The organism is Bacillus sp. GC_Bacil_1 (genome assembly GCF_026540675.1).
In the GTDB taxonomy this organism is placed as follows: Bacteria; Bacillota; Bacilli; order Bacillales; family Bacillaceae_G; genus Bacillus_A; species Bacillus_A cereus.
The window spans coordinates 202,581-224,551 of sequence record NZ_JALNUG010000002.1; the positions used below are offsets into that span (position 1 = coordinate 202,581).

The window sequence follows — 21,971 nt, forward strand, 5'->3', positions numbered from 1 at the left end:
TTTAAACATAAAGTTTAAAACGTTTTTTATTCAATGCTTTTGATTTTTCAGTTCTGTTAAACACTCTTGCACTAAAGTTACCGCTTGACTCATCGCAGCTCCGCCAGCAAATGCTGCTGAAACACCACATGCTTCCAGAATCTCTTTATCCGAACATCCTTGATCAAGACAACCTTTTGTATGATAAATTGTACAATACTCATCTTGCGTTGCTAAACTAATTCCTAATGCAATAAGTTGTTTTTCTCTTTTTGTTAAAGCACCCTCTTGAAAACAAGCTTGCGTGAACGCATTATATGTCTCAGCGATTTCAGGAATTTGATTTGTAAAACTACCTATACCTTCTTTATAATGATGTAGAATATCATTTATCGAACTATGTTGCTCATGTTCCATCTTATTCCCTCCAGTCATATTATCCATACCTATTGTAGTATGCGATGAAATGGAGGCAATATACCTTCTTTTGAATTAATAATTTTCAGTTAATTTACGTTATAATTTTAAATTATCATCTACAATAACTTTTTCTTTCAACCTCTTTACTTCTTTCTTCCCAAAATGTTAATCCTTCAATCCCCACATTTTTAGGATTAAATACTGGATCTTTCCCTTCTTTTTTCTGCCTTTCATAGTCTTTTAACACTTTTAATGCGATTTTACTTAATAATAGAATCGCGATTAAGTTTAACCATGCCATACTACCGATTCCTAAATCTCCGAGATTCCATAAAAGCGACGCTGATTCAACACTACCGATGTAAACCATAATTAAAAATCCAAATTTTAAAACTGGTTTTAACCAGCCATACTTCAATTGACGATCTAAATAAGTAAGTGTCGTTTCAGCGATATAGTAATAAGCGAGTAACGTTGTAAATGCAAAAAAGAAAATTGCAATTGAAATAAATATTGGACCAAACCCTGTCATCACAGTTTCAACTGCTTGTTGCGTATAAATTGGACCTGCTTCCACATTTCCTATGTTTTTTACAATAGCGCTTTTCCCTTCAGGTATAACATTATACATACCTGTAATTAATATCATAAGAGCTGTCGCTGTACATACGACAATTGTATCGATATATACGGAAAACGCTTGAACTAATCCTTGTTTTGCAGGATGCGATACTTCAGCAGCAGCCGAACTATACGTCGCTTCTCCGACACCAGCAACGTTTGAAAATACAGCACGTTTTACACCCCATGCAATAGCTGCACCAACAATTCCACCAAACATTTCATTTACACCAAATGCGCTAGAGAAAATTAAAGCAAACATACTTGGGATCTCCGTTACATTCGCAATTAATATGATACATGTAACAATTACATAACCAATTGCCATAAATGGAACAAGCATTTGAGAAACGCCAGCAATTCTCTTTACACCACCAAAAATAATTGCCGCTAGTAACACGACTAAAAATATACCAGTTATATATTTGTTAATACCATTAGAGTTTTCGAATCCAACTGCGATACTACTAGATTGAATACCTGGTAATAACATGCCATATGAAAGTGTTACAACTACCGCTACAATGACTGCAAACCATTTCATTTTTAAACCTTTCTCAATGAAATATGGAGTACCGCCGCGATATTCATTCCCTACTTTACTTTTGTATACTTGAGATAATGTTGATTCAACAAACGCACTCGCTGCCCCTAACAAAGCCATTACCCACATCCAAAATACAGCTCCAGGCCCGCCGAAAGCGATCGCTGTCGCTACCCCTGCAATATTACCAATTCCAACTCTTCCTGATAAGGCTAAACAAAATGCCTGAAAAGATGATATTCCCGTCTCGGAACTCTTTCCTTCAAATAATAGTTTAATCATCTCTTTAAAATAACGAATTTGCAAAAAACGTGTTGCAATCGTGAAATATACGCCTGCCCCTAATGCAAAAACAACTAAACCGATACTCCACACTTGCCCTACTAACCATTCTACTAAATTCTCCATCCAAATCCCCCTTATCATTCTTTTGAAAAGCAATTTTGTATATAAGAAAACGGACAACTATTATCAAACTTTCTAGTTGTCCGCATCTTTCATTATTTCATCCCTCAATTTTTGTCAGTAAAACACCCTATTACTTTATATTTACCCAAACACTTTTCACTTCTGTATAATTATCAAGCGCATATGAACCTAATTCGCGGCCAATACCAGATTGTTTGTATCCACCAAATGGTGCAGCTGCATTTTCTAAGTTATAATCATTAATCCACACTGTTCCTGCTTTTAATTTATTTGCCACTTGATGACCCGTTTTGATATTTTGCGTCCATACACCCGCAGCAAGGCCATAGGATGAGTTGTTCGCTCGTTCAATTACTTCTTCTGTCGAATCAAATGGAAGTACAACAACAACTGGTCCAAATATTTCTTCCTTAACGATTGTCATATCGTCTGTAACATCTGTGAATACAGTTGGTTTAACGAAATAACCTTTTTCAAGCGCACGTTCGCCACCAGCCGCAACTGTAGCACCTTCTTTCTTCCCTTGCTCAATGTAATGTAACACACGCTCTTGTTGTTTCTTAGATACGAGTGGACCCATTTCCGTTCCTTTCTCCATACCTGCTCCAAGTTTTACGTTGTTCGCCATTTTCACAAGTGCATCTACTACAGTTTCATAATGTTTACGATGAACAAATACACGTGATCCTGCGCTACAATTTTGACCATGATTATACATAATACCTTGGAATGCACCATTAATTGCTTCTTCCAAGTCCGCATCTTCTAAAATGATGTTTGGTGATTTGCCGCCAAGCTCTAACGTTACATGCTTAATCATTTCTGCAGACTGACGCATAATATACTTTCCTGTAACAGTAGATCCTGTAAAAGCAACTTTATCAATGTCATGATGATTTACAATTGCTGCTCCTGCTTCAGGACCAAAGCCTGGTACAAAGTTTACAACACCGTTTGGAAATCCAGCCTCTTTAAAGAGTTTTGCTGTATATAGTAAGGATAAAGGTGTTTGCTCTGCTGGTTTTAATACGATCGTACAACCTGTCGCCAGTGCAGCTCCCATTTTCCAAGAAGACATAACGAGCGGAAAGTTCCACGGAATAATCTGACCTACAACACCTACAGGTTCATGTCTCGTGTAATTTAAGTAATCTTTTGAAATTGGGATTGTTTGCCCAATAATTTTTGTAGCCCATCCTGCGTAATAACGATAATTTTCTACAGTCGCTGAAATATCATCATCAAGTGCTACTTGATATGGCTTTCCATTATCTAAAGCTTCTAGTTGCGCTAATTCTTCTCTATGTTCTTCAATTAAATCTGCTAACTTATAAATAAGATGCGCTCTTTCAGCAGTAGTCATTTCTGCCCACGGACCAGATTTAAATGCAGATCTTGCTGCTTTTACTGCAGCATCAATATCCTCTTCTTGCGCTTCACATACGACTGCTAGAACATCTTCTGTTGCTGGATTGTATGTTTCAAACGTCTTTCCGCCAATAGCAGAAACAAATTCGCCATTAATAAACATTTTAATTTCTTCATTTAAAAACGCTTCCACTTTTGGTTTCAGCTCAATATTTGTCTTTAACATTATGTTCTCCTCCTTATTTAAACAGCTGCATGAGCTGCAATATTTGATAAAATCGTTTGAAGCTTTTGATCTTCGTCAACAGTTAATCCTAGTCTTGGATAGCGAGAAGGTCCTCCCGCTTGCCCATGTAATTCCATGGAACGTTTAACGATTTGAACATATTTCCCTGATCCTTCAAGAAACTCGCAAAGTGGTAAAATAGCATCGTTTATTTCCCACGCCTTTTCTAATTCACCATTTTGAAAATGCTCATACATTTTTGTAACGAGACCGGGAACGATATTTCCTGCTACTGAAACCCATCCCGAAGCACCAACTAAATATGATTCCATAACTAAATCTTCAGAACCACAGAAGACTTGGAAAGCCCCTTCACTTTGTCTTACTAAATCTCTCGCTTTTCGAATATCTCCGCTAGATTCTTTAATATGTGTAACATTTTCACACTCTTTTCCAATACGGAGCATTAGCTCTGTACTCATATCGACACCAGAAGTAAATGGGTTATTGTATAGCATAATTGGTATATTTACAGAGTTTGAGATTTCTTTAAAATGAAAATAAATCTCCTCTTCCTTCGGTTTACAATAGTAAGAGTTTATAATTAATGCACAATCCGCTCCGTGCGCTTCTGCATGTTTCGTATATTCAATTGCTTCTTTTGTGGTCTCTGCTGCAGTTCCAACAATGACTGGAATACGGCCATCAATTTCTTTCAACACAGTTTCTACCATTTTAAATCGTTCTTCTTTTGATAAACTTACAAACTCTCCTGTACTTCCATTAATGATAATACCTGCAACCTTTTGTTCGATAAAGTAATTTACATTTTGTTTTACCCCATCCCAATTAATTTCCTGAAATTCATCCATCGGTGTTATTAATACTGGAAATGCCCCTTTAATTTTTTGCATATTTATCTCTCCCTATCACATTTTATTTTAATAAGAATCCTGCCGGAAACGGATCCGTAGGGTCTAATAGAAACGTCTGCATCCCTGTAATAAATCCTCTACTTTCAAAACGGAAAATGTATCCTAGTTCCTCCTTCTTCACTTTTTCCACAGTTATAAAACTATTAAATATACTTTCATTTTTAAAAGGTTTATCCGCCATATAATCATTTTTAAATAATGCATGAACATAGGAAACGATAGTAGAAACAAAACCTGGCGAACGTACGATAAAGTTATCTTCATGAAATGTAATCGACTTTATATGGTTCTTTTCTTTTTGCGAAGGATCTACTAAAATAAGCCTTTTTATTAGCGACTGTTTTTGTATAGCCTGCAGTGTAGCTTCTCCCCATCTTTTCAATTCTGAAATGTTTTCAACACGAATTTCTGGCGAATACGCACCTTTTTCTACAACTGCATATACTTTATCTGCTTGTATGAGAGAATAACTTACATTACCAACCTGTAAATTTTCCTCAATCAAATAGCAAAGTTTGCTTTCAAACGAAACAGATATAACTTCATCATTCTCTACATACGCATGAACTAAAAATATTCCAGATAACGTTTCAATTTTGTATTGATTGGACTCTCTCTTTTTTAAATACCCACTTTCGAGTAACATCGTTATTACCGCAACAATGCCCCCATAATGAAGCGGAATCGAACCTTCATGATTAAAAAATAATACAGCTGCATCCACTTCATTATGGATAGATGGAACGACAATACACCCATTCAAACCGATAAAACCACGTGGTTCATTTAATAAAAGCTTCATCTCTTCTGCTAATTCACCTGAAAATTGTTCATTTAATTGCTCCAAACTGTAGTAGTATTTGCATGGTACGTCTTTCATTACACGAAATGCCTCGCCATTTACATGTACGTCTACTGCTGTATACATTTTTTGAATGTTCATTTTATATCCTCCGTTTCATGTTCCATCGGCGGAATTAGCAAAAATCCTTCTTTGAGTGGATCCATTTCATTGTAAAAAAATTTATGCATACCCATAAGCCAAGCTGATCCCGTAATTTTCGTTATGACAGCTTCAATATTTTCAACATGTGTCGTATTCACGACATATCCTTTAAATAAAGAACCAACGATACTCTCATGAATGAACTCTTCACCAATTTTGATTTCTTTCTGAGCGTATAATACAGCTAGCTTCGCAGATGTTCCTGTACCGCATGGGGATCGATCTATTCCGCCTGGTGGTACAACAACTGTATTTTTCACATGCGCACATTCATGAGTAGCATCTGTATAAAATTCAACATGTGTTAATCCTCTAATAAACGAATACTCTGGATGAATGATTTCAAACTTCTCATTAATTGTGTTTCTTATATGAATCGCCTTATCGATGATTGTAGATGCATTTTCTGGTACTAATTCTAGGCCTACTGACTTCGCATCAATAATGGCATAAAAATTCCCTCCATACGCAATATCAGCCTCTACAGTTCCAATGTCTTTGACGTGTACAGTAATATTTTTCAATAAAAAAGCTGGTATGTTACAGAAAGATACCTCTTTTGCTTTTCCATCTTGAACAGCAATATCTACTTCCACTAAGCCAGCCGGGGTATCTAGTTTTAAAGAAGTAATCGGTTCAACTACTGGAATTAAACCTGATTCAACTAACGCTGTACATACACCGATTGTATCGTGACCGCACATCGGTAAGTATCCACCTGTCTCTATGTATATAACACCTATATCAGCCTCAGGATGACATGGGTCTGTTAATAATGCCCCTGACATTACATCATGACCACGCGGTTCATTCATTAACAATTTTCGAATCCAATCATATTCCTTTTTCATATGTAACATCTTCTCTGCCATCGTCTCTCCAATCAACTTTGGAAGTCCGCTAATTAATGTCCTCGTTGGATTCCCGCCCGTATGTGTATCAATAGTCGTAAAGACTCTTTGTGACCTCATCCGTTTAACACCCTTTCTGTAAAACGACTCAAACGAAGTGGTTCAATAGGAATAATTGTCTCTTTTTCATTTAATAACTCTTCAATTACTTTCCCAGTAACTGCTGCAAGACTAATCCCATCCCCTTCATGTCCAGCGGCAATGAAATAATTCGGAATATGTTCCACTCGTGAAATAATCGGCAAATGATCTTCTGTCCACGGACGTAAACCAGCGTAAGAACGAATTACCATCATATCTGCCATTTTCGGATAAAAGCGAATCGCTCTATTTGCGATACATTTAATGACTTCATTGTTTATTCTCGTATGAAACCCTACAAATTCACGACTACTTCCAATTAAGAAATTTTGACTTTCAGTAGGCTCAAATACGAGCGCAACCCCGTATTTTTCAGTTAAAACATCTACTTTTCTTTTTCCGCCAAATTTAGAAATTAAATAACCGAATTCCATTACTTTACGGCATCCTACATGTTGTTGCCTTGATGCTACTATAATATGCCCTTTTCTCGGTTCAATTGGTATATTTACATTTAACATCTGACCAATCTTAGGAGCCCACACACCGGCTGCATTTACAACTTGTTTTGCTGTAAAAGTACCATTCGTAGTTTCTACAACAAATGAACCATTCGTCTCTATTTTCATACTCTTTACTTCGGTCTGCTTAAAGGCTTTTGCGCCAAACTTTTGTGCCTCTGACAGAAGCGAGAAAGCAAGGAGATATGGATTCACAGTTGAATCCGTCGCACATTCTAAACCGCCTAATAAATCATCAGCAAAAAAAGGCGACTCTTCTCTTATATCTTGCCTATCAAGCATTCGAAACGGTAATCCAGCTTCTTTTTGCCGATCTACCCATTGTTGCGCAGCTTCCATCTCTTCGTCTGACTCACATACGAGAATACTTCCTGGTGCCCTATATTCAAATGAATGCTCTAATTTTTCACTTAAATCAGTTACTAATTTTTGACTTACTAAAGACATTTGACTATCAAATCCCGGATCTTTATCAATGGCCAAAATATTCCCATCACACCGTGAAGACGTCCCGCTGACAAATTCTCCTTTTTCAATGATTGTTACGTCTCTTCCGTATTTTGAAGTGTAATAAGCGATAGAACACCCTATTATTCCACCACCTATAATTAAAACGTCGCAGTGCCTCACAATATACTCCTCCTTTCCCTAAACCTCTCACTTTCTTTTATGCAATTGACGTGCCAATTCTTCATATATACAATTTCCATAAACAATATTTTTATTTGTAAAAATAATTTAAATTTACAGTAAATAGGTGTATTATTTTTTTATCACTGTCAAAATTTTTATACATAACAGGAGGGCATTATGGCATTTTCATTTCCGACTATACAAGAGTTTTTGGAACGTGTTTTAATCGATCATACATGTAGCCTTAATCACATTAAGCAAGTAAACGAAAGGTTTTATTATCTCCCTTCTACTACAGATGAATATAATTGCGCCATTATTTATGTAGATGACTCATTCACTGCACTAATTGACGCTTTTTCTTATGAATTAGCTGTTATCATCCTTAACGAAAACGATGAGCCGATATGCTGTATAACTTCTCAGCAAATGATTCCATTTCTTTATAAGTCCTACAATGAACTACAGGCATTTTATGACACCGTAATACAAACAACTGACTCTTCTGTTACAGTCATTGATAGTAAAGAATGCGTTCGAACTTGGACAGATGGTGCTGAAAAAATATTTTCAGTCAACCATAATGAAATTATTGGGCAACCGATTACTCGTTTTTTTGATTATAAAGACTTGGAAATTTTACAATCTTTACATGATGGAAAAAACATAGTCGCTCAGTTCCATCAGCCTCGTCCCGATTTATTCGTATTAATTAATTCAAATCCAGTTTATTATAATGATGAAATTATAGGAGCAGTCGTTTCAGAAACAGATGTTACAAATCAAGTCGCTTTAAATGAAAAACTATTTAATATGTCACATGAAATGCACCGTTTAGAACAAGAAGTGGCAAAGTATAAAGATGAATCCGATCCATTCCTTGCGATGAATGGGAAAAGTCCTGTTATACAAAGAACGATACAATTAGCTAGAAAAGTTTGTTCGGTGAAATCAACTGTTTTAATACTTGGGGAAAGCGGAGTTGGAAAAGAAGTATTTGCGAAAGCAATTCATGAAGCAAGTGAGGCAGCGAAGGCGCCTTTCATTTCGATTAACTGCGGGGCAATTCCAGAAGCGTTATTTGAAAGTGAATTATTCGGTTACGAGCGTGGGGCGTTTTCTGGAGCAAATAGTAAAGGAAAAAAAGGTAAAATTGAACTCGCGCAAGGCGGTACTTTATTCCTCGATGAGATTGGCGAAATGCCGCTCGATATGCAAGTAAAACTGTTACGTGTACTACAAGAACGAAAGTATTACCGAGTTGGCGGAGAAAAAGAAATTAATATTGATTTCCGCATTATCGCTGCTACAAATCGGGATTTACAAGAAGAAATGAGAAAAGGAACTTTCCGAGAAGATTTATATTATCGTTTAAATGTAGTTAGCCTGCATATTCCACCGCTGCGTGAAAGACGAGAGGATATTATCGAACTCACATACTCATTCTTAAACGATTTTTCAATCAACTATAACAGACCAATTCGTGACTTACCTTCAAGCATTATGCATGAACTGCTTCATTACAATTGGCCAGGTAATATTCGCGAACTTCGAAACGTTGTTGAACGACTTGTGGTATTTGCGACAGACGGAATTATAAAACAAGAATATTTACCATTTCATACAACCGAAAATTTAGACAATCATACAGCTCATTCCTTATTACTCAGCAACAATAATACAATCCTTTCTTTACAAGAAGAGATGGATGAGCATGAGAAAAAAGTTATTGAAAGGGCTTTACGAATTTTAAATGGGAATAAATTAGAATGTGCAAAACAACTTGGCGTAACAAGGGCTACTTTATATAACCGTTTAAAAAAACTTGGACTTCAATAAAGAAGCAGTATGCACCGATTAGGCGTTTACAGGTAGCTCTCTCTCCTTCCTCTATATTGGCATGATTTTTGCATATATAATTTGTGCAAACCGAACTAGAGGAGGAATACACATGACCAATAAAAACAACTTAATCGTTTGTCGTTGTGAAGAGGTTACATACGGACAACTTCAATCGACAATTGCTGAATATAACTGCTCGGCAAGAGAATTAAAACTAAGAACACGTGCTGGCATGGGATTTTGCGGTGGTCGTACATGCAGAATAATGATAGATCGAATGATTGAAAATGCGAATCCTGACGTAACTCTTAATGAACTACCGTTAAAATATCAACCACCAATACGTGCAGTTACTTTTGGATCGGTAGGTGAAAGTAAATGAGTAGAATTACACATCACCCTATTTTAGGTACTTTACAAAGTAGTGAGCGTATTACTTTTCAATTTAACGGTCATCAATACGAAGCATATGAACATGAAACGATAGCTGCTGCCCTGTTAGCAAATGAAATACGGACATTAAGAGTTCATGAAGATAGCGGGACACCGCGAGGTATTTATTGTAATATTGGGCACTGTTCTGAATGCCGCGTGACAGTAAATAATCAAACAAATGTACGCGCATGCTTAACTGTTGTAGAAGAAAACATGGTTGTTGAAAGCGGGAAACAGCATCCGAATATCGTGAGAGAGATGGTGAAAAAACGATGAGTGATGTAATTATCATTGGTGCAGGACCAGCGGGATTATCTGCTTCTATCTCTTGTGCTCGTTTCGGACTAAAAGTGCTCGTTATTGATGAATTTATGAAGCCGGGTGGGAGATTGTTAGGACAGTTGCATCAAGAGCCTACTGGAGAATGGTGGAACGGAATAGAGGAATCGAAGCGACTTCATGAAGAAGCAGAATCACTTTCAGTACATATCAGGTGCGGTGTTTCGGTCTATAATTTAGATAAAGATGAAAATAATTGGTTTGTACATACTAATATCGGTACGTTAGAAGCACCTTTCGTACTACTTGCTACTGGTGCTGCGGAATATTCTATTCCCCTTCCAGGCTGGACACTTCCAGGAGTGATGTCAATTGGAGCAGCTCAAGTTATGACAAATGTTCATCGCGTGCAAGTTGGAAAAAAAGGAATCATTATTGGTGCTAACATTTTGTCTTTCGCCATTTTAAGTGAATTGCAATTAGCGGGAATTAAAGTAGATCATATTGTACTCCCTGAAAAAAGCGAGTTAAGTCAAAAAGCTGGTGAACCTGAAGAAGTTTTAAACTCTCTTTTAAATGCAGCACATCTCGCTCCTTCTGCTATTTTACGAATAGGTAGCCACTTTATGAAATATGATTGGATTCGAAAAGCTGGATTAACATTCTATCCAAACAGCGGAATGAAAATAAACGGAACGCCACTTCACCTTCGGAAAGCAGCTCTTGAAATTATCGGAACAGATCAAGTTGAAGGTGTACGCATTGCTAATATTGACTCTAAAGGAAATGTTATTAATGGATCAGAGAAAATATATGAAGCAGATTTTGTTTGTATTGCTGGGGGATTATACCCACTTGCCGAACTTGCAGCTGTAGCTGGTTGTCCCTTCCATTACATTTCAGAATTAGGTGGACACGTTCCTCTCCATTCCGAAACAATGGAAACCCCTCTTCCTGGTTTATTTGTAGCTGGCAATATTACAGGCATTGAAAGCGGAAAAATTGCGATGGCGCAAGGAACTGTTGCAGGTCTATCTATTGCTAAATATGCAGGTGAACAACATGATATAGTCGACCAACAATTATATCACGCCATTCAAAACGTTCACTCTGTTCGTCAGAAAGCTGCAATTCAGTTTAATCCGATGGTAGATATCGGTAGACGAAAGATGAATGATTTATGGCATAAATTCCAAACAAATGATAAAGATTTCTATAAACAACAAGAAATTATTTAATAAGACTTATTTGTCAAAAAGCTCCCCTTATCAAAAACATAAGGAGAGCTTTTCAAATTATTTCACTTCGATTGTCCAATCACCATCAGCTTGAATAGTGAATATATGTATACCATTTTCTTTTACAGGTACTTTTTTCGTAGTATCGGCAGCACCAATTTCATTAAATATCATGCTATCGTTTAAATCCACTACAAAATTACTTTCACCATTCTTATGTACACCATGCAATTCTTTCAAACCTTTTTCAAGTTTCACAAAAACAACATCAGATCCGTGACCACTAATTGTTCCTGGAGCTGTTACTACTTTATCTATTGGAATAGACTGAGACATATTCACTTTCCAGTGACCATCTGCCATTGGATTAATAAAATATTTTCCACTCTTGTTTAATAAAACTACACGTTTTTCTTTTCCATTACCAATAAAATTCGAAAGTGAACCAGAGTCATTACCTTGTTCATCTTTTAACTCTAGAATTGCATTACTTTCTCCTGTATGTTCTACTTCCGCAATAACAAATCCGGATTTTAACTCAAAAAAATCAGAAGAATTCGCACCATCACCTTCTAACGAAACACTATGATCTTGTGATAATCTCTCCACTGCACTTTTTTCTTTTATCTCTTTAGCTTTCGGGCTAGTTGTTGCTGTTTGCTGTTCAGTATTCTTATCTTTTTTTTCATTCGCTTGTACATCTTTTGTTTGCTCCGTTGAATTACAAGCAGTTAAAGATAAACATACCGCAGCAATTGTTGCTAATAATTTCTTTTTCATAATATCCTTCTATTAACATAAAACATTCTTAATAAGAATAACATATTTTTACCAATTCATCAGTTTATTAAAAATTGAATTTTATCCTAAAATAGGAAACATACTAAAAATATAAATTAAAATAAAAAACTGCTAGAGCATAAAGCCCTAACAGTCTTATTGTTCATCACTATTAAATTTCGCTAATGCGTAAATACCTTCTTCATCATCTAATTCAAGTTGTAATCTCGCTGCGAATGAATTGACATTATATTCTCTGTCAAGCAATAAGCGTAATGCTTCGATTAAGTTTGCTTGAATTAAAATTTGCTGGCGACCATTTACCTCTACTTCCGCAGAGAAACCGTAGTCATCGTCATACATGAGTTCAACTAACACTTCTTCTGGACCCACTTGTCTTTTTTCAGCTATATATACGCAAAGCGCATTTATTAATTCTTGTTCAGAAATTTTTATTGTTTCCATGCTACTTCATCTGCCTTCTTTTTACGTTGGTCTTTGAAGTATTTAAATGCACGAACTGCTAACATTACGATACCAGCCATTACTAACATATTTACCATAAATGCTAATACAGAACCAAGAGCTCCCATATTTGCAAATAAGCTACCCATTAGTAAACCACCAAGACCACCTAGTAATAAACCTTTCATAAAGCTTCCTTTATTACTTTTTGGTGCTGTGTTTGTTGCTTTCGTTTTTGAATCTGGAGTCGTTTTTTGAGAATTTACATTTGAGTCTTTTTTGTTTAAATCAACTTTTGACTTTTGACCTGAACTTGGTGTAAATGATTTTTTACCAGATTTGTAACTTTTCGCTGCTGCATGATCTACGAACATAAAGCTGCTAGCCCCAAAGATAACCATGAATGCTGTCATTACTGCTACAAGTTTTTTCAACATATTATATCCATTCTCCTTTTATATAGATATATGTGAAATCTATCTTTCTAGTAAATTCAGAATGATAGATTTATTTTTAAGAACATTTTAAAGGTTCTTATGAACTTATTATATGAACTTTTGTCGAAATATGCAAGTATTATTTACTTCCGACAGTTTGGTGACAAAGGAAAAATTAAGCAAAACAGAATTGACTTTAAATGAAACAAAACATATTATAAGTTCATAAGAACTTTTTATTATTTTGGAGGTGAAAAGATGGAAACATTTCATCTCACACGAAACGAAATGGCTACCCTTCTTCTATCACTAAGAGGATGGAATACGAAAAAGCCTCTCGGTATTTTACAAGAAGCTTGGGCAAAGTCACATAAAAAAGATATTGAAAGCGGACAAAGCGTTACAGCTTTTATTACTACCGCACTTTCACCTATTTTTGAAAAGCTGATTAAAATTGACGATACTGATGTCGGTTTTTCTTTAAATGAAATAGTTGCGCTTGGCAATCAGATTGAAAACACAAGTTTCTCTGTAACTGCTATGCAAAACTGGGTGAAACGAGATATAAAAGAAATGATTGGCTCTCCTCAAAAAGGGAAAAAATATTCGATTGAACAAGCAGCCTTACTATTTATTGTCGAAGATTTAAAAACAGCACTTGATTTTGAATCAATTCGTAAGCTATTACGCCTTATCGTTAATGACCCAGCCGATCGAAGTGATGATTTAATCAATCCTGTTCATTTATATGTAGCATACTCTTCTCTATTTGAAGAACTCAATCAAGGGAATTGCTTACAACTAAATGCAACAGATACAGTTCATACAATTGAAAACATCGTAAAAGAAAAAGCTGATAAAATCGCAAGCAAGTTCGATCAAATTAATAACGAACAACGCGAAGCAATTCGTAACGCTATTATCATTGCGACCCTTTCTGTACATACCGCTTATGTACAAATGTTAGCAAAGCGTTACGTAACAGCAACTTTATTTTTACAGAACTTAGATGTGAAGCCTTAAAAAATAGGAGCAGAAATGCTTCTATTTTTTTATGAGAAATTTTTAATAACCTTTTCATTAACCCTTCATAAAAACCCGGCTTATATCCTTTACTATAATACTTATGAGAGACATAAAAGAATTGAAATAGCAATCCCCTATGTAAATAAGGTATAATCTACATATAGTGAACCTTTTATGTGATTAAATAAAAGGTTCTTATACTCAAAAATTCATAAACTAGAAGGTGCAACAATGTTAAGTAGTTTTATTCATTCAGTATTAACGTTTTTTGAAGGATTAGGTTATTGGGGCATTATGCTTGGACTTATGATTGAGATTATCCCAAGTGAAATTGTCCTTGCTTATGCAGGATACTTAGTATTCAATGGAAGTATCTCATTTGTAGGCGCAGTTGTATTCGGTACAATTGGCGGTGTTATTGCCCAAATCTTTATTTATTGGCTTGGACGATACGGCGGACGCCCTATATTAGAACGTTATGGAAAATATATTTTCATACATAAAAAACAAATAGATGCTGCAGAAGATTGGTTTAATCGTTACGGAACTGGCGTCATTTTTACAGCACGCTTCATTCCAGTAGTGCGTCATGCGATTTCAATTCCTGCTGGTATTACAAAAATGCCTTTACTACGTTTCACTACATTAACAGCACTTGCGATTATCCCTTGGTCTATTATTTTCATTTATTTAGGTGAAAAACTAGGTGAAAATTGGGAAAATATTAACGATATTGCTAGTCCTTATGTGAAATCATTCGCAATTGGTGGCGTCGTACTTATACTTTTATACTTCGTTATAAAAAAATGGACAAAAAAGCGTAAAAATCTTGCTTAAGTATATAACAAAAACCGCTATAAATTCATTCGGAGTTATAGCGGTTTTTTATTTATATATGAATTAATCTCCAGGAATTATATAACACCTTTCCATCTACATTTACATGGATAAGCAACCGTTTGATCATTTCTTTCGTATATTATCTCAAAAAGGAGTGATTCCCCTATGCATTGGCAGCAAAAAATACCATACTTAATCAGACGCCCTATCGGTATTTCCTTCATAAATGGGCAAGGAACTTCTGGTGTATTATGTTCAGCTCATGATGGTCAATTATATGTGTATGAATACCTTTATCAATCCCAGTTCGCAATGAAACATTATGATTATAGACAGATTCAAGATATACATGCATTCCCAAATTGTCCTCACCAAAATCCTCTATACTAAAAAAATCGGAACGGCTCATAGCCATTCCGATTTCTATACTTTATTTCTCAGAATTAAATTTATGCACTGCTTCATCAAAATAAATCCAACCTTTCCAGCCCAAATGAATCGTATCTTTTAAGAAATACTTATCATATTCATGACCAGAGAAATCAACTACTGGATATCCTGCTTTCTCAACCTGTTCTCGAACTTTTTTATAATACACTTCACGGCGTTCTTTCGGGAATCCAGTATAATCATACCAAGGCCCATTTACAGGTACAGAAATAAAGAGTGGTTTGACATTTTTCTCTTTAAATAAATCTAAAATAATTTGTAAATCATCATATTCTGGTGATTCATCATATGTTTCATTTGCTCTAAAGTTTTTTAAACCTTTTAGTTTTTTCTTCAGATTATTCTTATGATAATACGGATTTTCAATTCCGAATGTATTTGTAGTAGACTCAGCTTTCCCTTCTTGTTCCGCGTGTTTACGTGCATCTTCCCAAGAAATTGAACGAAGTCCGATATTTGTTTTCTCTTTCATCGGTTCGATTTTAAATAAAGAGTTAAATAAATCTCTATGATCTAAAATATTTCGATGCATATAAGCAAGTGGTTTAGCTAAACCTGCTTTTATGTTATGTTTTGTATCATTATATACAATACCTTCTAATGAATTTTTTAATATATCATCTTCTTGAACAACTTTATAATCTAATAGCCGTTTCGCGATTTGCTTCTTCATTTCTGGATTTATCTCATCATTAAAAATAAAATGATATGCTTGTTGTTTGGAGAAATTATTAGTGAAATCCCCTTGTGAGACACCAGTCTTTGTAAACCATTGTGGTGAAAGAACAAAGACTACTTTTTTACCTTCTAATTCATCCATAGTAGATGTCATATTTAAAATATGAGCTAAGCTTTGTGTACCGCCAGTTCCAATTAAAAACGGTGTAAAACCAGCTGGATTTACTTTGAAATAATTAGACGGATGATATGCATCCATTCGTAAAAATTCTGATGAACCGTACATCGGTAAATACTGTGAATTCTCTAACATTTTTTGCTGTAAGAAAACACTTTGTAATTTCTCTTTTTGTAAAGAAGTTGCCGCATCTTCTACCTTCTTATCACTAATAAGCGATACTAAACTTTTCGATGGGATTAGAATGATAATGAAAAAAAGCACACACGCTAAAATTATAGGACCAAAAGCATGCTTCATTTTCATCTTCTGTCCCTCTTTCTATCGTTATTAAATTGTAACCCTTGTTTTTGACACGTCATCTTTTCTCTCCTTTGTCTCTATACATGTTCCATTCTATTTATCTATTATATACATGTATGTATTTCCTTCCTTGTTCTATTAAGCCCTATATAAATAGCGCAAGAAAATGTTTCCATAGAAACATGTTAATTATACAAGATTCTACATAAATTTCACACTGGAATTTTAGTAATAATTTTATTTTTTAACAATGAAAAAATATATGAAATGTCTAGAATTCTTTGGATGATGTATGGAGTTCAAAATATGATAATAAGCGCCCGCTATGATCAACTTCATGAGTATATATAAACCCGAGCTTTCGTAAAAGTTTTTTCGAGCTCTCATTTGCTACTTTAACTCTAGCAATTATTCTTGTTATATTCAAAGTCTCTATTGCATATTTAATGGAAGCCTCTGCTGCTTCTAATGCATACCCATTCCTCCAATGTTCTGGGTCAAGAAGATACATAATTTCTATTTCACCTGTTTCATCTACCTTTCTTAAACCACAATGTCCTAAAAGCTTTCCTGTTTCACTATTAAATAACAACCATACCCCGAAGTCATACTGTTCCCAATGTAAGATAAGTTGCCCAATATAATCATTTGTTTCTTCCTTCGACATTCCTCTTGATTTAGCCAGCCATTTGCCAACAGTATCTTTTTTTAATATGTTATAAAACTGATCAATATCTTCTACAATTGGTTTCCTCATAAATAATCTTTTTGTATAAATTACTTTCTCTTCTTCAAACATAGACATCATTTTCCCTCCAAATACTGTTTACAGACTAATAAATTATACCATGAACTATTTTTCTAACTTTAAATAAGAAAAAACAGACTATCACATACGTGAAGTCTGTTTCCCCATTCTTTTATTTTTGTAAATCTGCCCATTTTAAACTTGTAGCTGGACCAAATTGATGTACATATAAATCTTTCACATATGGTTTTTGTAAGTAAGATAATCCGCGCTGGAATACCGGTGCAATTACTGCATCATCAAGTAGCATTTTTTCAGCTTCTTGCATTGCTTTCCAGCGAGCTTTTTCATCATTACCTAATTCTGTTTTAATCTTCTTAATTAACGCATCATATTCTGGGTTTGCATATTCTGTATTATTAACACTGCTTCCAGAAAGGAATACTTCTAAGTAAGTCATTGGATCTGGATAATCCGGTAACCAGCGTGATAACGACATTTCATATTCTTTCTTCTTCTCTAGTGCTAATTTTTGCGTATGTGGTTGCAATTTCACATTCACTTTTAAACCTGGTAAATTTTTCTCAAGCTGCTCTTTAATGTACTCTCCAACTTTTTTAAAGTTTTCTAAGTCATAATTTAATAGTTCTAACGTCACTTCATCTGTACCTGTTTCTTGCTTTGCCTTTTCCCAATATTCTTTCGCTTTTTTTACATCAGTTTTATTAAACTCACCTGCCGTACTTCTAAAATCTTTTTTATCTGGTCCCTTTAAAAATCCTTTTGGTACGTAATAGTTTGCAGCAACCGAACCATCATTTAAAAATGAATCCGCAAGTCCTTTCTTATCAAAAACTGTACTTAGCGCAAGACGTGCATTTTTATTTTTAAGAATCGGTACATTTTCATTAAATCGGAAGAAGTACATAACTGGATCTGTATATTGTTTTAGCTCTTTATTATTTTTATATTTATCCACGAATTCTGTAGAAATAACAGCTCTATCAACTTTATCTGTTTCATATAAATTTACCGCAGTTGAAATTTCTTTTACAATTTGATAGTTTACTTCATCTAACTTCACTTCTTTTTTATCCCAATACTTATCGTTTTTCTTCATTGTAAAGCTAGCTTCATGCTTCCACTCTGATAATGTAAATGGTCCATTATATACCGCTTTATTTGCTTCTAATCCGTATTTATCACCTTGCTCTTTCGCATATTTTTCGTTAATTGGATAGAAGGATGGTAAAATTAATAATTTCGTAAAATACGGTACAGGATGTTCTAGCTCTACGACGAACGTTTTATCATCCTTCGCTTTTACTCCTAATTCATCTAGACCTAGTTGTTTTTTATTTATCTTCTCAGCGTTTTTCACATCGTACGCAATGTATGCATATTGAGAAGCGGTATCTGGATTAATCAATTGCTTCCAAGCGTATACGTAATCATGAGCGGTTACTGGATCTCCGTTTGACCATTTCGCATCACGCAAATGAAATGTATATATCTTTCCATCTTTACTCACTTCATATTTTTGTGCGCCTGCCTCAATTACTTCATCATTTTTCGATAGACGGAATAGTCCTTCCATTACGTTATTCAAAACGTTAAACGAGACTGCATCTGTGACTTTCACTGAGTTTAACGACGGAATTTCACCCGTTTCTAGTAACTGTAATACTTTCTTTTCATCTTTCGGCTTTGTTGTAGTTTTTTCTTTTGCGCAGCCAACTAAAAATGAAGAAACTAATAGAGTACTAACTAATGAGTAACGAACAACTTTTTTCATTTAAAAACCCCCTCTATTTTTAAGGTAAGTAACGACGAGCACCAGCGTATTCTTCTATATATCCTGGTGTATTTAGTGGTATAATCTCTACCGACCTTTCAGCTCTTGGTGAGTGAATCATATTGCCATCACCAATATACATTGCAACGTGATGGACACTACCTTTCCCTTGATCATGTGCAAAGAAGATTAAATCTCCCTTTTGTAAGTTTTCTTTATCAACTGCAATTCCTGCTCTTGATTGCGGTCCAGAATCTCGCGGAATTGTAATGCCGTGCGATTTATAGATCGTATGCGTGAAGCCAGAGCAATCAAATCCAAAACCACTTGTACCAGCCCATATATACGGTAAACCTAAAAACATTTTCCCTGTGTTAATTAAATCATCAGCTGTCGGTTTTGGAATATCAGTTTGAGAACGGTAAACTGTTCCATCATTTTTTCGTAGCCATGCTTTCTTACCATTTGGCAACAATACACGGTATGAAATTGTGTCTTCACTTAATAGCGGCAGTCTTGTATTATAACTGACTTCAAGTGATTTATGTTTTTCAGAAGGATTTATATATAAAATCGCAGTTGGCTTTGTTATTAACACAAAAGGTTCATTTGTTTTATCTACAAATTCTTGATTATATGTTAATTGCTTTTCAGGCATCCAGCCCGGATAACCTTCTTCATTTCGTGGTGTTGGCTGTCCATGCACTAATACCTTCACCCACTCGCCTTTCTTATCAATAACGGTTACTTCTTGACCGAGTAACGCTTGTGTTTCTAATTTATTTGCATTTGTTAACCATAGTTTCTCGTCAAGTGTCATTGATTTCGTCCATTTCCATAGATCCACTGGATTTGTTGCACTCGGTGTATCGATTGACCTTAATGAATCAGGTGCTGTCCATAACGTTGCAGCAGATACATCTATAAATGCTTTATTATCCTTCTTTTCTTCAGCATTTGCCGATGTAAACGATGAAAATATAAATAAAGTTGTTAAAAATGCAGTTCCTACTTTTTTCATATATATCCCCCTTAAAAAAATAGTTTACTAGTCTCTTTTCCTAAGACTTACTATTCATTGTCGATTGAAGGTTTACCTTTGATCCAGAATAAGTCATTCCTTCTGGCTCTTCCATTAACCAAAGCGGTGCATCAAGATCAAAATAATGTATATTAGGATGTGCTGCCGCTAAATGTGCAACAGCGCTAACGGAAAGTGAAGATTCCATCATGCTTCCCACCATACACTTCACACCAGCCGTTTCTGCGATATCTGCAATACGCCATGCTTCACGTATGCCACCACATTTCATTAATTTAATATTAATTAAGTCTGCGTATCTTCCTTGAACGAGCTTTAATGCATCACTTGCTGAAAATATACTTTCATCGGCCATAATTGGCGTTTGCACACGATCTTTGACGTACTTTAACCCATCCCAATCTTTCGCGTGTACTGGTTGTTCAATAAATTCTATATTTAAATTACGATTTTCCATCTCTTGAATGATAGAGATCGCTTCTTTTGGACTCCAACCTTGATTCGCATCTAAACGTAATGTCGTATTTCTTGGTACCACATTTCGAATTGCCTCAATACGTTCCAAATCTAAATGCGCCTCTTTACCCACTTTAATCTTTAATGTTTGAAATCCTTTTTCTATATGTTTCTTCGCTTCTTTTGCCATTAATACAGGCTCATCCACACTCACTGTAATATCGGTATAAATTTCTTTCTTCCCGCCTAACAATGCATATAACGGCACATTTTGATATTGGCAATATACATCATATAAAGCGATATCTACCGCTGCTTTCGCACTTGAATTTCCAATACAACTCATTTGAATGCGCTGTAGTAACTGCTGAAACTGAATGATATCTTGACCAATTAAACATGAACGCATCGGTCCTAAAATCGCTTCTTCCATTCCACTGGTGAAATCACCCGTAATAACTGGCGTTGCGGCTGCAGCCCCCTTACCAATCAATCCTTCGTCTGTATGAATATAAACATCTATACTTTCAATTTCTGTTACAGTGCGAAGTGCGGTTTTAAACGGTGTATGCAGTTTTATACGTCTACGATTTACTTTTACGTCTGTAATTTTCATTTTGTTCATCCTTTCTTCTTCCAATGAAGTGAAATCTTAATCCACTGGAAATTTATACCCACAGATTATTAGGTAAACCTATTGAGCATTTACTCTCCTATCTCTCTACTTTGTTTTCGTTTACTTTTGGTGTAGGATGATAATGTGAAATAAAAAAATCCAGCCATAAGAATGATTCTTACGGCTGGATTTTGTCTATGATTGAGTAGACAAAGCAGCAATCTGATTATATTTTTTCTGTGCATCTTTTAGCGCTACAAGTAACGCTTTTTGAGAAGAGCCGAAATATCGGTTCTTTACTTCCATTACTAACGCCGGGTCATTTATATTTTTATGTAGAAATAAATATTTAACAAATTGAGATGTTAATGCAATTGTCGCTGAGCAGTCTGCATCTACAATTTCCCCTGTATCCTTAACAAGTACAAATGCTACGAAATAGCTTTTAAACTTTTCAGTAATGGGATTATTTTGAGGTGCTTTCGCATCCCCTACGATATAAATTGTATTTGAAGCGTACACAGCTATCTTCCTTTCTTATACGAGGATAACGGGTTTCTTAATAGTCGTATGAGCGAGGAACTCAACGTTGATTAAAAAATGTATCCGCTTACCTTGTATTATAATATAATTAACAGAATTTTAACAACATTTATTTTAGTGCATATTCCATATTTATGCAAATAGCT

Annotated in this window: 23 protein-coding genes; 7 read left to right on the top strand and 16 right to left on the bottom strand. The window is 35.2% G+C overall.

From position 1 onward, the window contains the following. Nucleotides 1-30 precede the first annotated feature (30 nt). From OXT04_RS04095 to OXT04_RS04125, 7 genes are all read right to left on the bottom strand, one after another. Nucleotides 31-423 carry a carboxymuconolactone decarboxylase family protein gene (locus OXT04_RS04095; RefSeq protein WP_001999958.1) on the bottom strand — a complete coding sequence of 131 codons (393 nt, stop codon included), beginning with the start codon at nt 421-423 and terminating at the stop codon, nt 31-33. Between the two features lie 88 nt (nt 424-511). Continuing rightward, on the bottom strand, nt 512-1,972 hold the full coding sequence (locus tag OXT04_RS04100; protein ID WP_374693282.1) for an alanine/glycine:cation symporter family protein: 1,461 nt from the start codon (nt 1,970-1,972) through the stop codon (nt 512-514). Between the two features lie 130 nt (nt 1,973-2,102). Then, nucleotides 2,103-3,587 carry an aldehyde dehydrogenase family protein gene (locus OXT04_RS04105; RefSeq protein ID WP_000920978.1) on the bottom strand — a complete coding sequence of 495 codons (1,485 nt, stop codon included), beginning with the start codon at nt 3,585-3,587 and terminating at the stop codon, nt 2,103-2,105. A gap of 17 nt (nt 3,588-3,604) precedes the next feature. Continuing rightward, nucleotides 3,605-4,501, bottom strand: a complete 897-nt coding sequence (dapA, locus tag OXT04_RS04110; RefSeq protein ID WP_097821848.1) for a 4-hydroxy-tetrahydrodipicolinate synthase — start codon at nt 4,499-4,501, stop codon at nt 3,605-3,607. Nucleotides 4,502-4,523: 22 nt separating this feature from the next. Continuing rightward, on the bottom strand, nt 4,524-5,465 hold the full coding sequence (locus tag OXT04_RS04115; protein ID WP_001025560.1) for a proline racemase family protein: 942 nt from the start codon (nt 5,463-5,465) through the stop codon (nt 4,524-4,526). After that, nucleotides 5,462-6,499 carry a proline racemase family protein gene (locus tag OXT04_RS04120; RefSeq protein WP_001257537.1) on the bottom strand — a complete coding sequence of 346 codons (1,038 nt, stop codon included), beginning with the start codon at nt 6,497-6,499 and terminating at the stop codon, nt 5,462-5,464. Before OXT04_RS04120 ends, OXT04_RS04115 begins: the two co-directional genes overlap by 4 nt. Further along, nucleotides 6,496-7,671 (bottom strand): NAD(P)/FAD-dependent oxidoreductase, encoded by a 1,176-nt coding sequence (locus OXT04_RS04125; RefSeq protein WP_001215274.1) that lies wholly within the window; start codon nt 7,669-7,671, stop codon nt 6,496-6,498. The genes OXT04_RS04120 and OXT04_RS04125 overlap by 4 nt, the downstream gene beginning before the upstream one ends. A 180-nt stretch (nt 7,672-7,851) precedes the next feature. On the opposite strand from OXT04_RS04125, the gene OXT04_RS04130 reads away from it, so the two are divergent. The 4 genes from OXT04_RS04130 (at nt 7,852) to OXT04_RS04145 (ending at nt 11,468) form a co-directional block, all read left to right on the top strand. Next, on the top strand, nt 7,852-9,513 hold the full coding sequence (locus OXT04_RS04130) for a sigma-54 interaction domain-containing protein (RefSeq protein ID WP_097821849.1): 1,662 nt from the start codon (nt 7,852-7,854) through the stop codon (nt 9,511-9,513). A gap of 112 nt (nt 9,514-9,625) precedes the next feature. After that, the gene (locus OXT04_RS04135; RefSeq protein ID WP_000182619.1) at nt 9,626-9,898 is read left to right on the top strand and encodes a (2Fe-2S)-binding protein; all 273 of its coding nucleotides are present in this window, start codon (nt 9,626-9,628) and stop codon (nt 9,896-9,898) included. Continuing rightward, on the top strand, nt 9,895-10,227 hold the full coding sequence (locus OXT04_RS04140) for a (2Fe-2S)-binding protein (RefSeq protein WP_000087063.1): 333 nt from the start codon (nt 9,895-9,897) through the stop codon (nt 10,225-10,227). The genes OXT04_RS04135 and OXT04_RS04140 overlap by 4 nt, the downstream gene beginning before the upstream one ends. Next, nucleotides 10,224-11,468, top strand: a complete 1,245-nt coding sequence (locus tag OXT04_RS04145; protein ID WP_001286084.1) for an NAD(P)/FAD-dependent oxidoreductase — start codon at nt 10,224-10,226, stop codon at nt 11,466-11,468. The genes OXT04_RS04140 and OXT04_RS04145 overlap by 4 nt, the downstream gene beginning before the upstream one ends. Nucleotides 11,469-11,525: 57 nt before the next feature. On the opposite strand, the gene OXT04_RS04150 is transcribed toward OXT04_RS04145, so the two are convergent. The 3 genes from OXT04_RS04150 to OXT04_RS04160 form a co-directional block, all read right to left on the bottom strand. Continuing rightward, complete coding sequence (locus tag OXT04_RS04150; protein ID WP_000727976.1) at nt 11,526-12,248, bottom strand: hypothetical protein; 723 nt, start codon at nt 12,246-12,248, stop codon at nt 11,526-11,528. Nucleotides 12,249-12,404: 156 nt separating this feature from the next. Next, nucleotides 12,405-12,713 carry a YxcD family protein gene (locus tag OXT04_RS04155; protein ID WP_000447760.1) on the bottom strand — a complete coding sequence of 103 codons (309 nt, stop codon included), beginning with the start codon at nt 12,711-12,713 and terminating at the stop codon, nt 12,405-12,407. Beyond that, on the bottom strand, nt 12,701-13,150 hold the full coding sequence (locus OXT04_RS04160; protein ID WP_000914478.1) for a hypothetical protein: 450 nt from the start codon (nt 13,148-13,150) through the stop codon (nt 12,701-12,703). Before OXT04_RS04160 ends, OXT04_RS04155 begins: the two co-directional genes overlap by 13 nt. A 258-nt stretch (nt 13,151-13,408) precedes the next feature. Between OXT04_RS04160 and OXT04_RS04165 the strand changes: the two genes are divergently transcribed. From OXT04_RS04165 to OXT04_RS04175, 3 genes are all read left to right on the top strand, one after another. Next, nucleotides 13,409-14,173 carry a DUF1836 domain-containing protein gene (locus OXT04_RS04165; RefSeq protein ID WP_000447231.1) on the top strand — a complete coding sequence of 255 codons (765 nt, stop codon included), beginning with the start codon at nt 13,409-13,411 and terminating at the stop codon, nt 14,171-14,173. Nucleotides 14,174-14,407: 234 nt separating this feature from the next. Further along, the gene (gene uptA, locus OXT04_RS04170) at nt 14,408-15,013 is read left to right on the top strand and encodes an undecaprenyl phosphate transporter UptA (RefSeq protein ID WP_000952916.1); all 606 of its coding nucleotides are present in this window, start codon (nt 14,408-14,410) and stop codon (nt 15,011-15,013) included. A gap of 168 nt (nt 15,014-15,181) precedes the next feature. Then, on the top strand, nt 15,182-15,406 hold the full coding sequence (locus tag OXT04_RS04175) for a hypothetical protein (RefSeq protein WP_000558699.1): 225 nt from the start codon (nt 15,182-15,184) through the stop codon (nt 15,404-15,406). Nucleotides 15,407-15,446: 40 nt separating this feature from the next. Here the strand turns inward: OXT04_RS04175 and dltD are convergent, their stop codons facing one another. The 6 genes from dltD to OXT04_RS04205 form a co-directional block, all read right to left on the bottom strand. Beyond that, entirely contained in the window at nt 15,447-16,628 is a 1,182-nt protein-coding gene (gene dltD, locus OXT04_RS04180) for a D-alanyl-lipoteichoic acid biosynthesis protein DltD (protein WP_000782299.1), read from the bottom strand. Between the two features lie 268 nt (nt 16,629-16,896). After that, complete coding sequence (locus tag OXT04_RS04185) at nt 16,897-17,430, bottom strand: GNAT family N-acetyltransferase (protein ID WP_142306385.1); 534 nt, start codon at nt 17,428-17,430, stop codon at nt 16,897-16,899. 115 nt (nt 17,431-17,545) lie between these two features. Then, nucleotides 17,546-19,168 (bottom strand): peptide ABC transporter substrate-binding protein, encoded by a 1,623-nt coding sequence (locus OXT04_RS04190; protein WP_097821850.1) that lies wholly within the window; start codon nt 19,166-19,168, stop codon nt 17,546-17,548. Between the two features lie 19 nt (nt 19,169-19,187). Further along, nucleotides 19,188-20,189 (bottom strand): C40 family peptidase, encoded by a 1,002-nt coding sequence (locus OXT04_RS04195; RefSeq protein WP_267413305.1) that lies wholly within the window; start codon nt 20,187-20,189, stop codon nt 19,188-19,190. A 40-nt stretch (nt 20,190-20,229) separates the two neighbouring features. Further along, nucleotides 20,230-21,291, bottom strand: coding sequence for a dipeptide epimerase (locus OXT04_RS04200; RefSeq protein ID WP_140158900.1), 1,062 nt, complete (start codon nt 21,289-21,291; stop codon nt 20,230-20,232). Nucleotides 21,292-21,477: 186 nt separating this feature from the next. After that, on the bottom strand, nt 21,478-21,804 hold the full coding sequence (locus tag OXT04_RS04205) for a DUF3870 domain-containing protein (protein WP_000271314.1): 327 nt from the start codon (nt 21,802-21,804) through the stop codon (nt 21,478-21,480). Nucleotides 21,805-21,971 lie beyond the last annotated feature (167 nt).

Bases quoted from the DNA above. Each gene is read 5' to 3' on its own strand.
- OXT04_RS04095 (WP_001999958.1), bottom strand. From the start codon at position 423: ATGGATAATATGACTGGAGGGAATAAGATGGAACATGAGCAACATAGT.
- OXT04_RS04100 (WP_374693282.1), bottom strand. From the start codon at position 1,972: ATGGAGAATTTAGTAGAATGGTTAGTAGGGCAAGTGTGGAGTATCGGT.
- OXT04_RS04105 (WP_000920978.1), bottom strand. From the start codon at position 3,587: ATGTTAAAGACAAATATTGAGCTGAAACCAAAAGTGGAAGCGTTTTTA.
- dapA (WP_097821848.1), bottom strand. From the start codon at position 4,501: ATGCAAAAAATTAAAGGGGCATTTCCAGTATTAATAACACCGATGGAT.
- OXT04_RS04115 (WP_001025560.1), bottom strand. From the start codon at position 5,465: ATGAACATTCAAAAAATGTATACAGCAGTAGACGTACATGTAAATGGC.
- OXT04_RS04120 (WP_001257537.1), bottom strand. From the start codon at position 6,499: ATGAGGTCACAAAGAGTCTTTACGACTATTGATACACATACGGGCGGG.
- OXT04_RS04130 (WP_097821849.1), top strand. From the start codon at position 7,852: ATGGCATTTTCATTTCCGACTATACAAGAGTTTTTGGAACGTGTTTTA.
- OXT04_RS04135 (WP_000182619.1), top strand. From the start codon at position 9,626: ATGACCAATAAAAACAACTTAATCGTTTGTCGTTGTGAAGAGGTTACA.
- OXT04_RS04140 (WP_000087063.1), top strand. From the start codon at position 9,895: ATGAGTAGAATTACACATCACCCTATTTTAGGTACTTTACAAAGTAGT.
- OXT04_RS04145 (WP_001286084.1), top strand. From the start codon at position 10,224: ATGAGTGATGTAATTATCATTGGTGCAGGACCAGCGGGATTATCTGCT.
- OXT04_RS04150 (WP_000727976.1), bottom strand. From the start codon at position 12,248: ATGAAAAAGAAATTATTAGCAACAATTGCTGCGGTATGTTTATCTTTA.
- OXT04_RS04155 (WP_000447760.1), bottom strand. From the start codon at position 12,713: ATGGAAACAATAAAAATTTCTGAACAAGAATTAATAAATGCGCTTTGC.
- OXT04_RS04160 (WP_000914478.1), bottom strand. From the start codon at position 13,150: ATGTTGAAAAAACTTGTAGCAGTAATGACAGCATTCATGGTTATCTTT.
- OXT04_RS04165 (WP_000447231.1), top strand. From the start codon at position 13,409: ATGGAAACATTTCATCTCACACGAAACGAAATGGCTACCCTTCTTCTA.
- uptA (WP_000952916.1), top strand. From the start codon at position 14,408: ATGTTAAGTAGTTTTATTCATTCAGTATTAACGTTTTTTGAAGGATTA.
- OXT04_RS04175 (WP_000558699.1), top strand. From the start codon at position 15,182: ATGCATTGGCAGCAAAAAATACCATACTTAATCAGACGCCCTATCGGT.
- dltD (WP_000782299.1), bottom strand. From the start codon at position 16,628: ATGAAAATGAAGCATGCTTTTGGTCCTATAATTTTAGCGTGTGTGCTT.
- OXT04_RS04185 (WP_142306385.1), bottom strand. From the start codon at position 17,430: ATGTCTATGTTTGAAGAAGAGAAAGTAATTTATACAAAAAGATTATTT.
- OXT04_RS04190 (WP_097821850.1), bottom strand. From the start codon at position 19,168: ATGAAAAAAGTTGTTCGTTACTCATTAGTTAGTACTCTATTAGTTTCT.
- OXT04_RS04195 (WP_267413305.1), bottom strand. From the start codon at position 20,189: ATGAAAAAAGTAGGAACTGCATTTTTAACAACTTTATTTATATTTTCA.
- OXT04_RS04200 (WP_140158900.1), bottom strand. From the start codon at position 21,291: ATGAACAAAATGAAAATTACAGACGTAAAAGTAAATCGTAGACGTATA.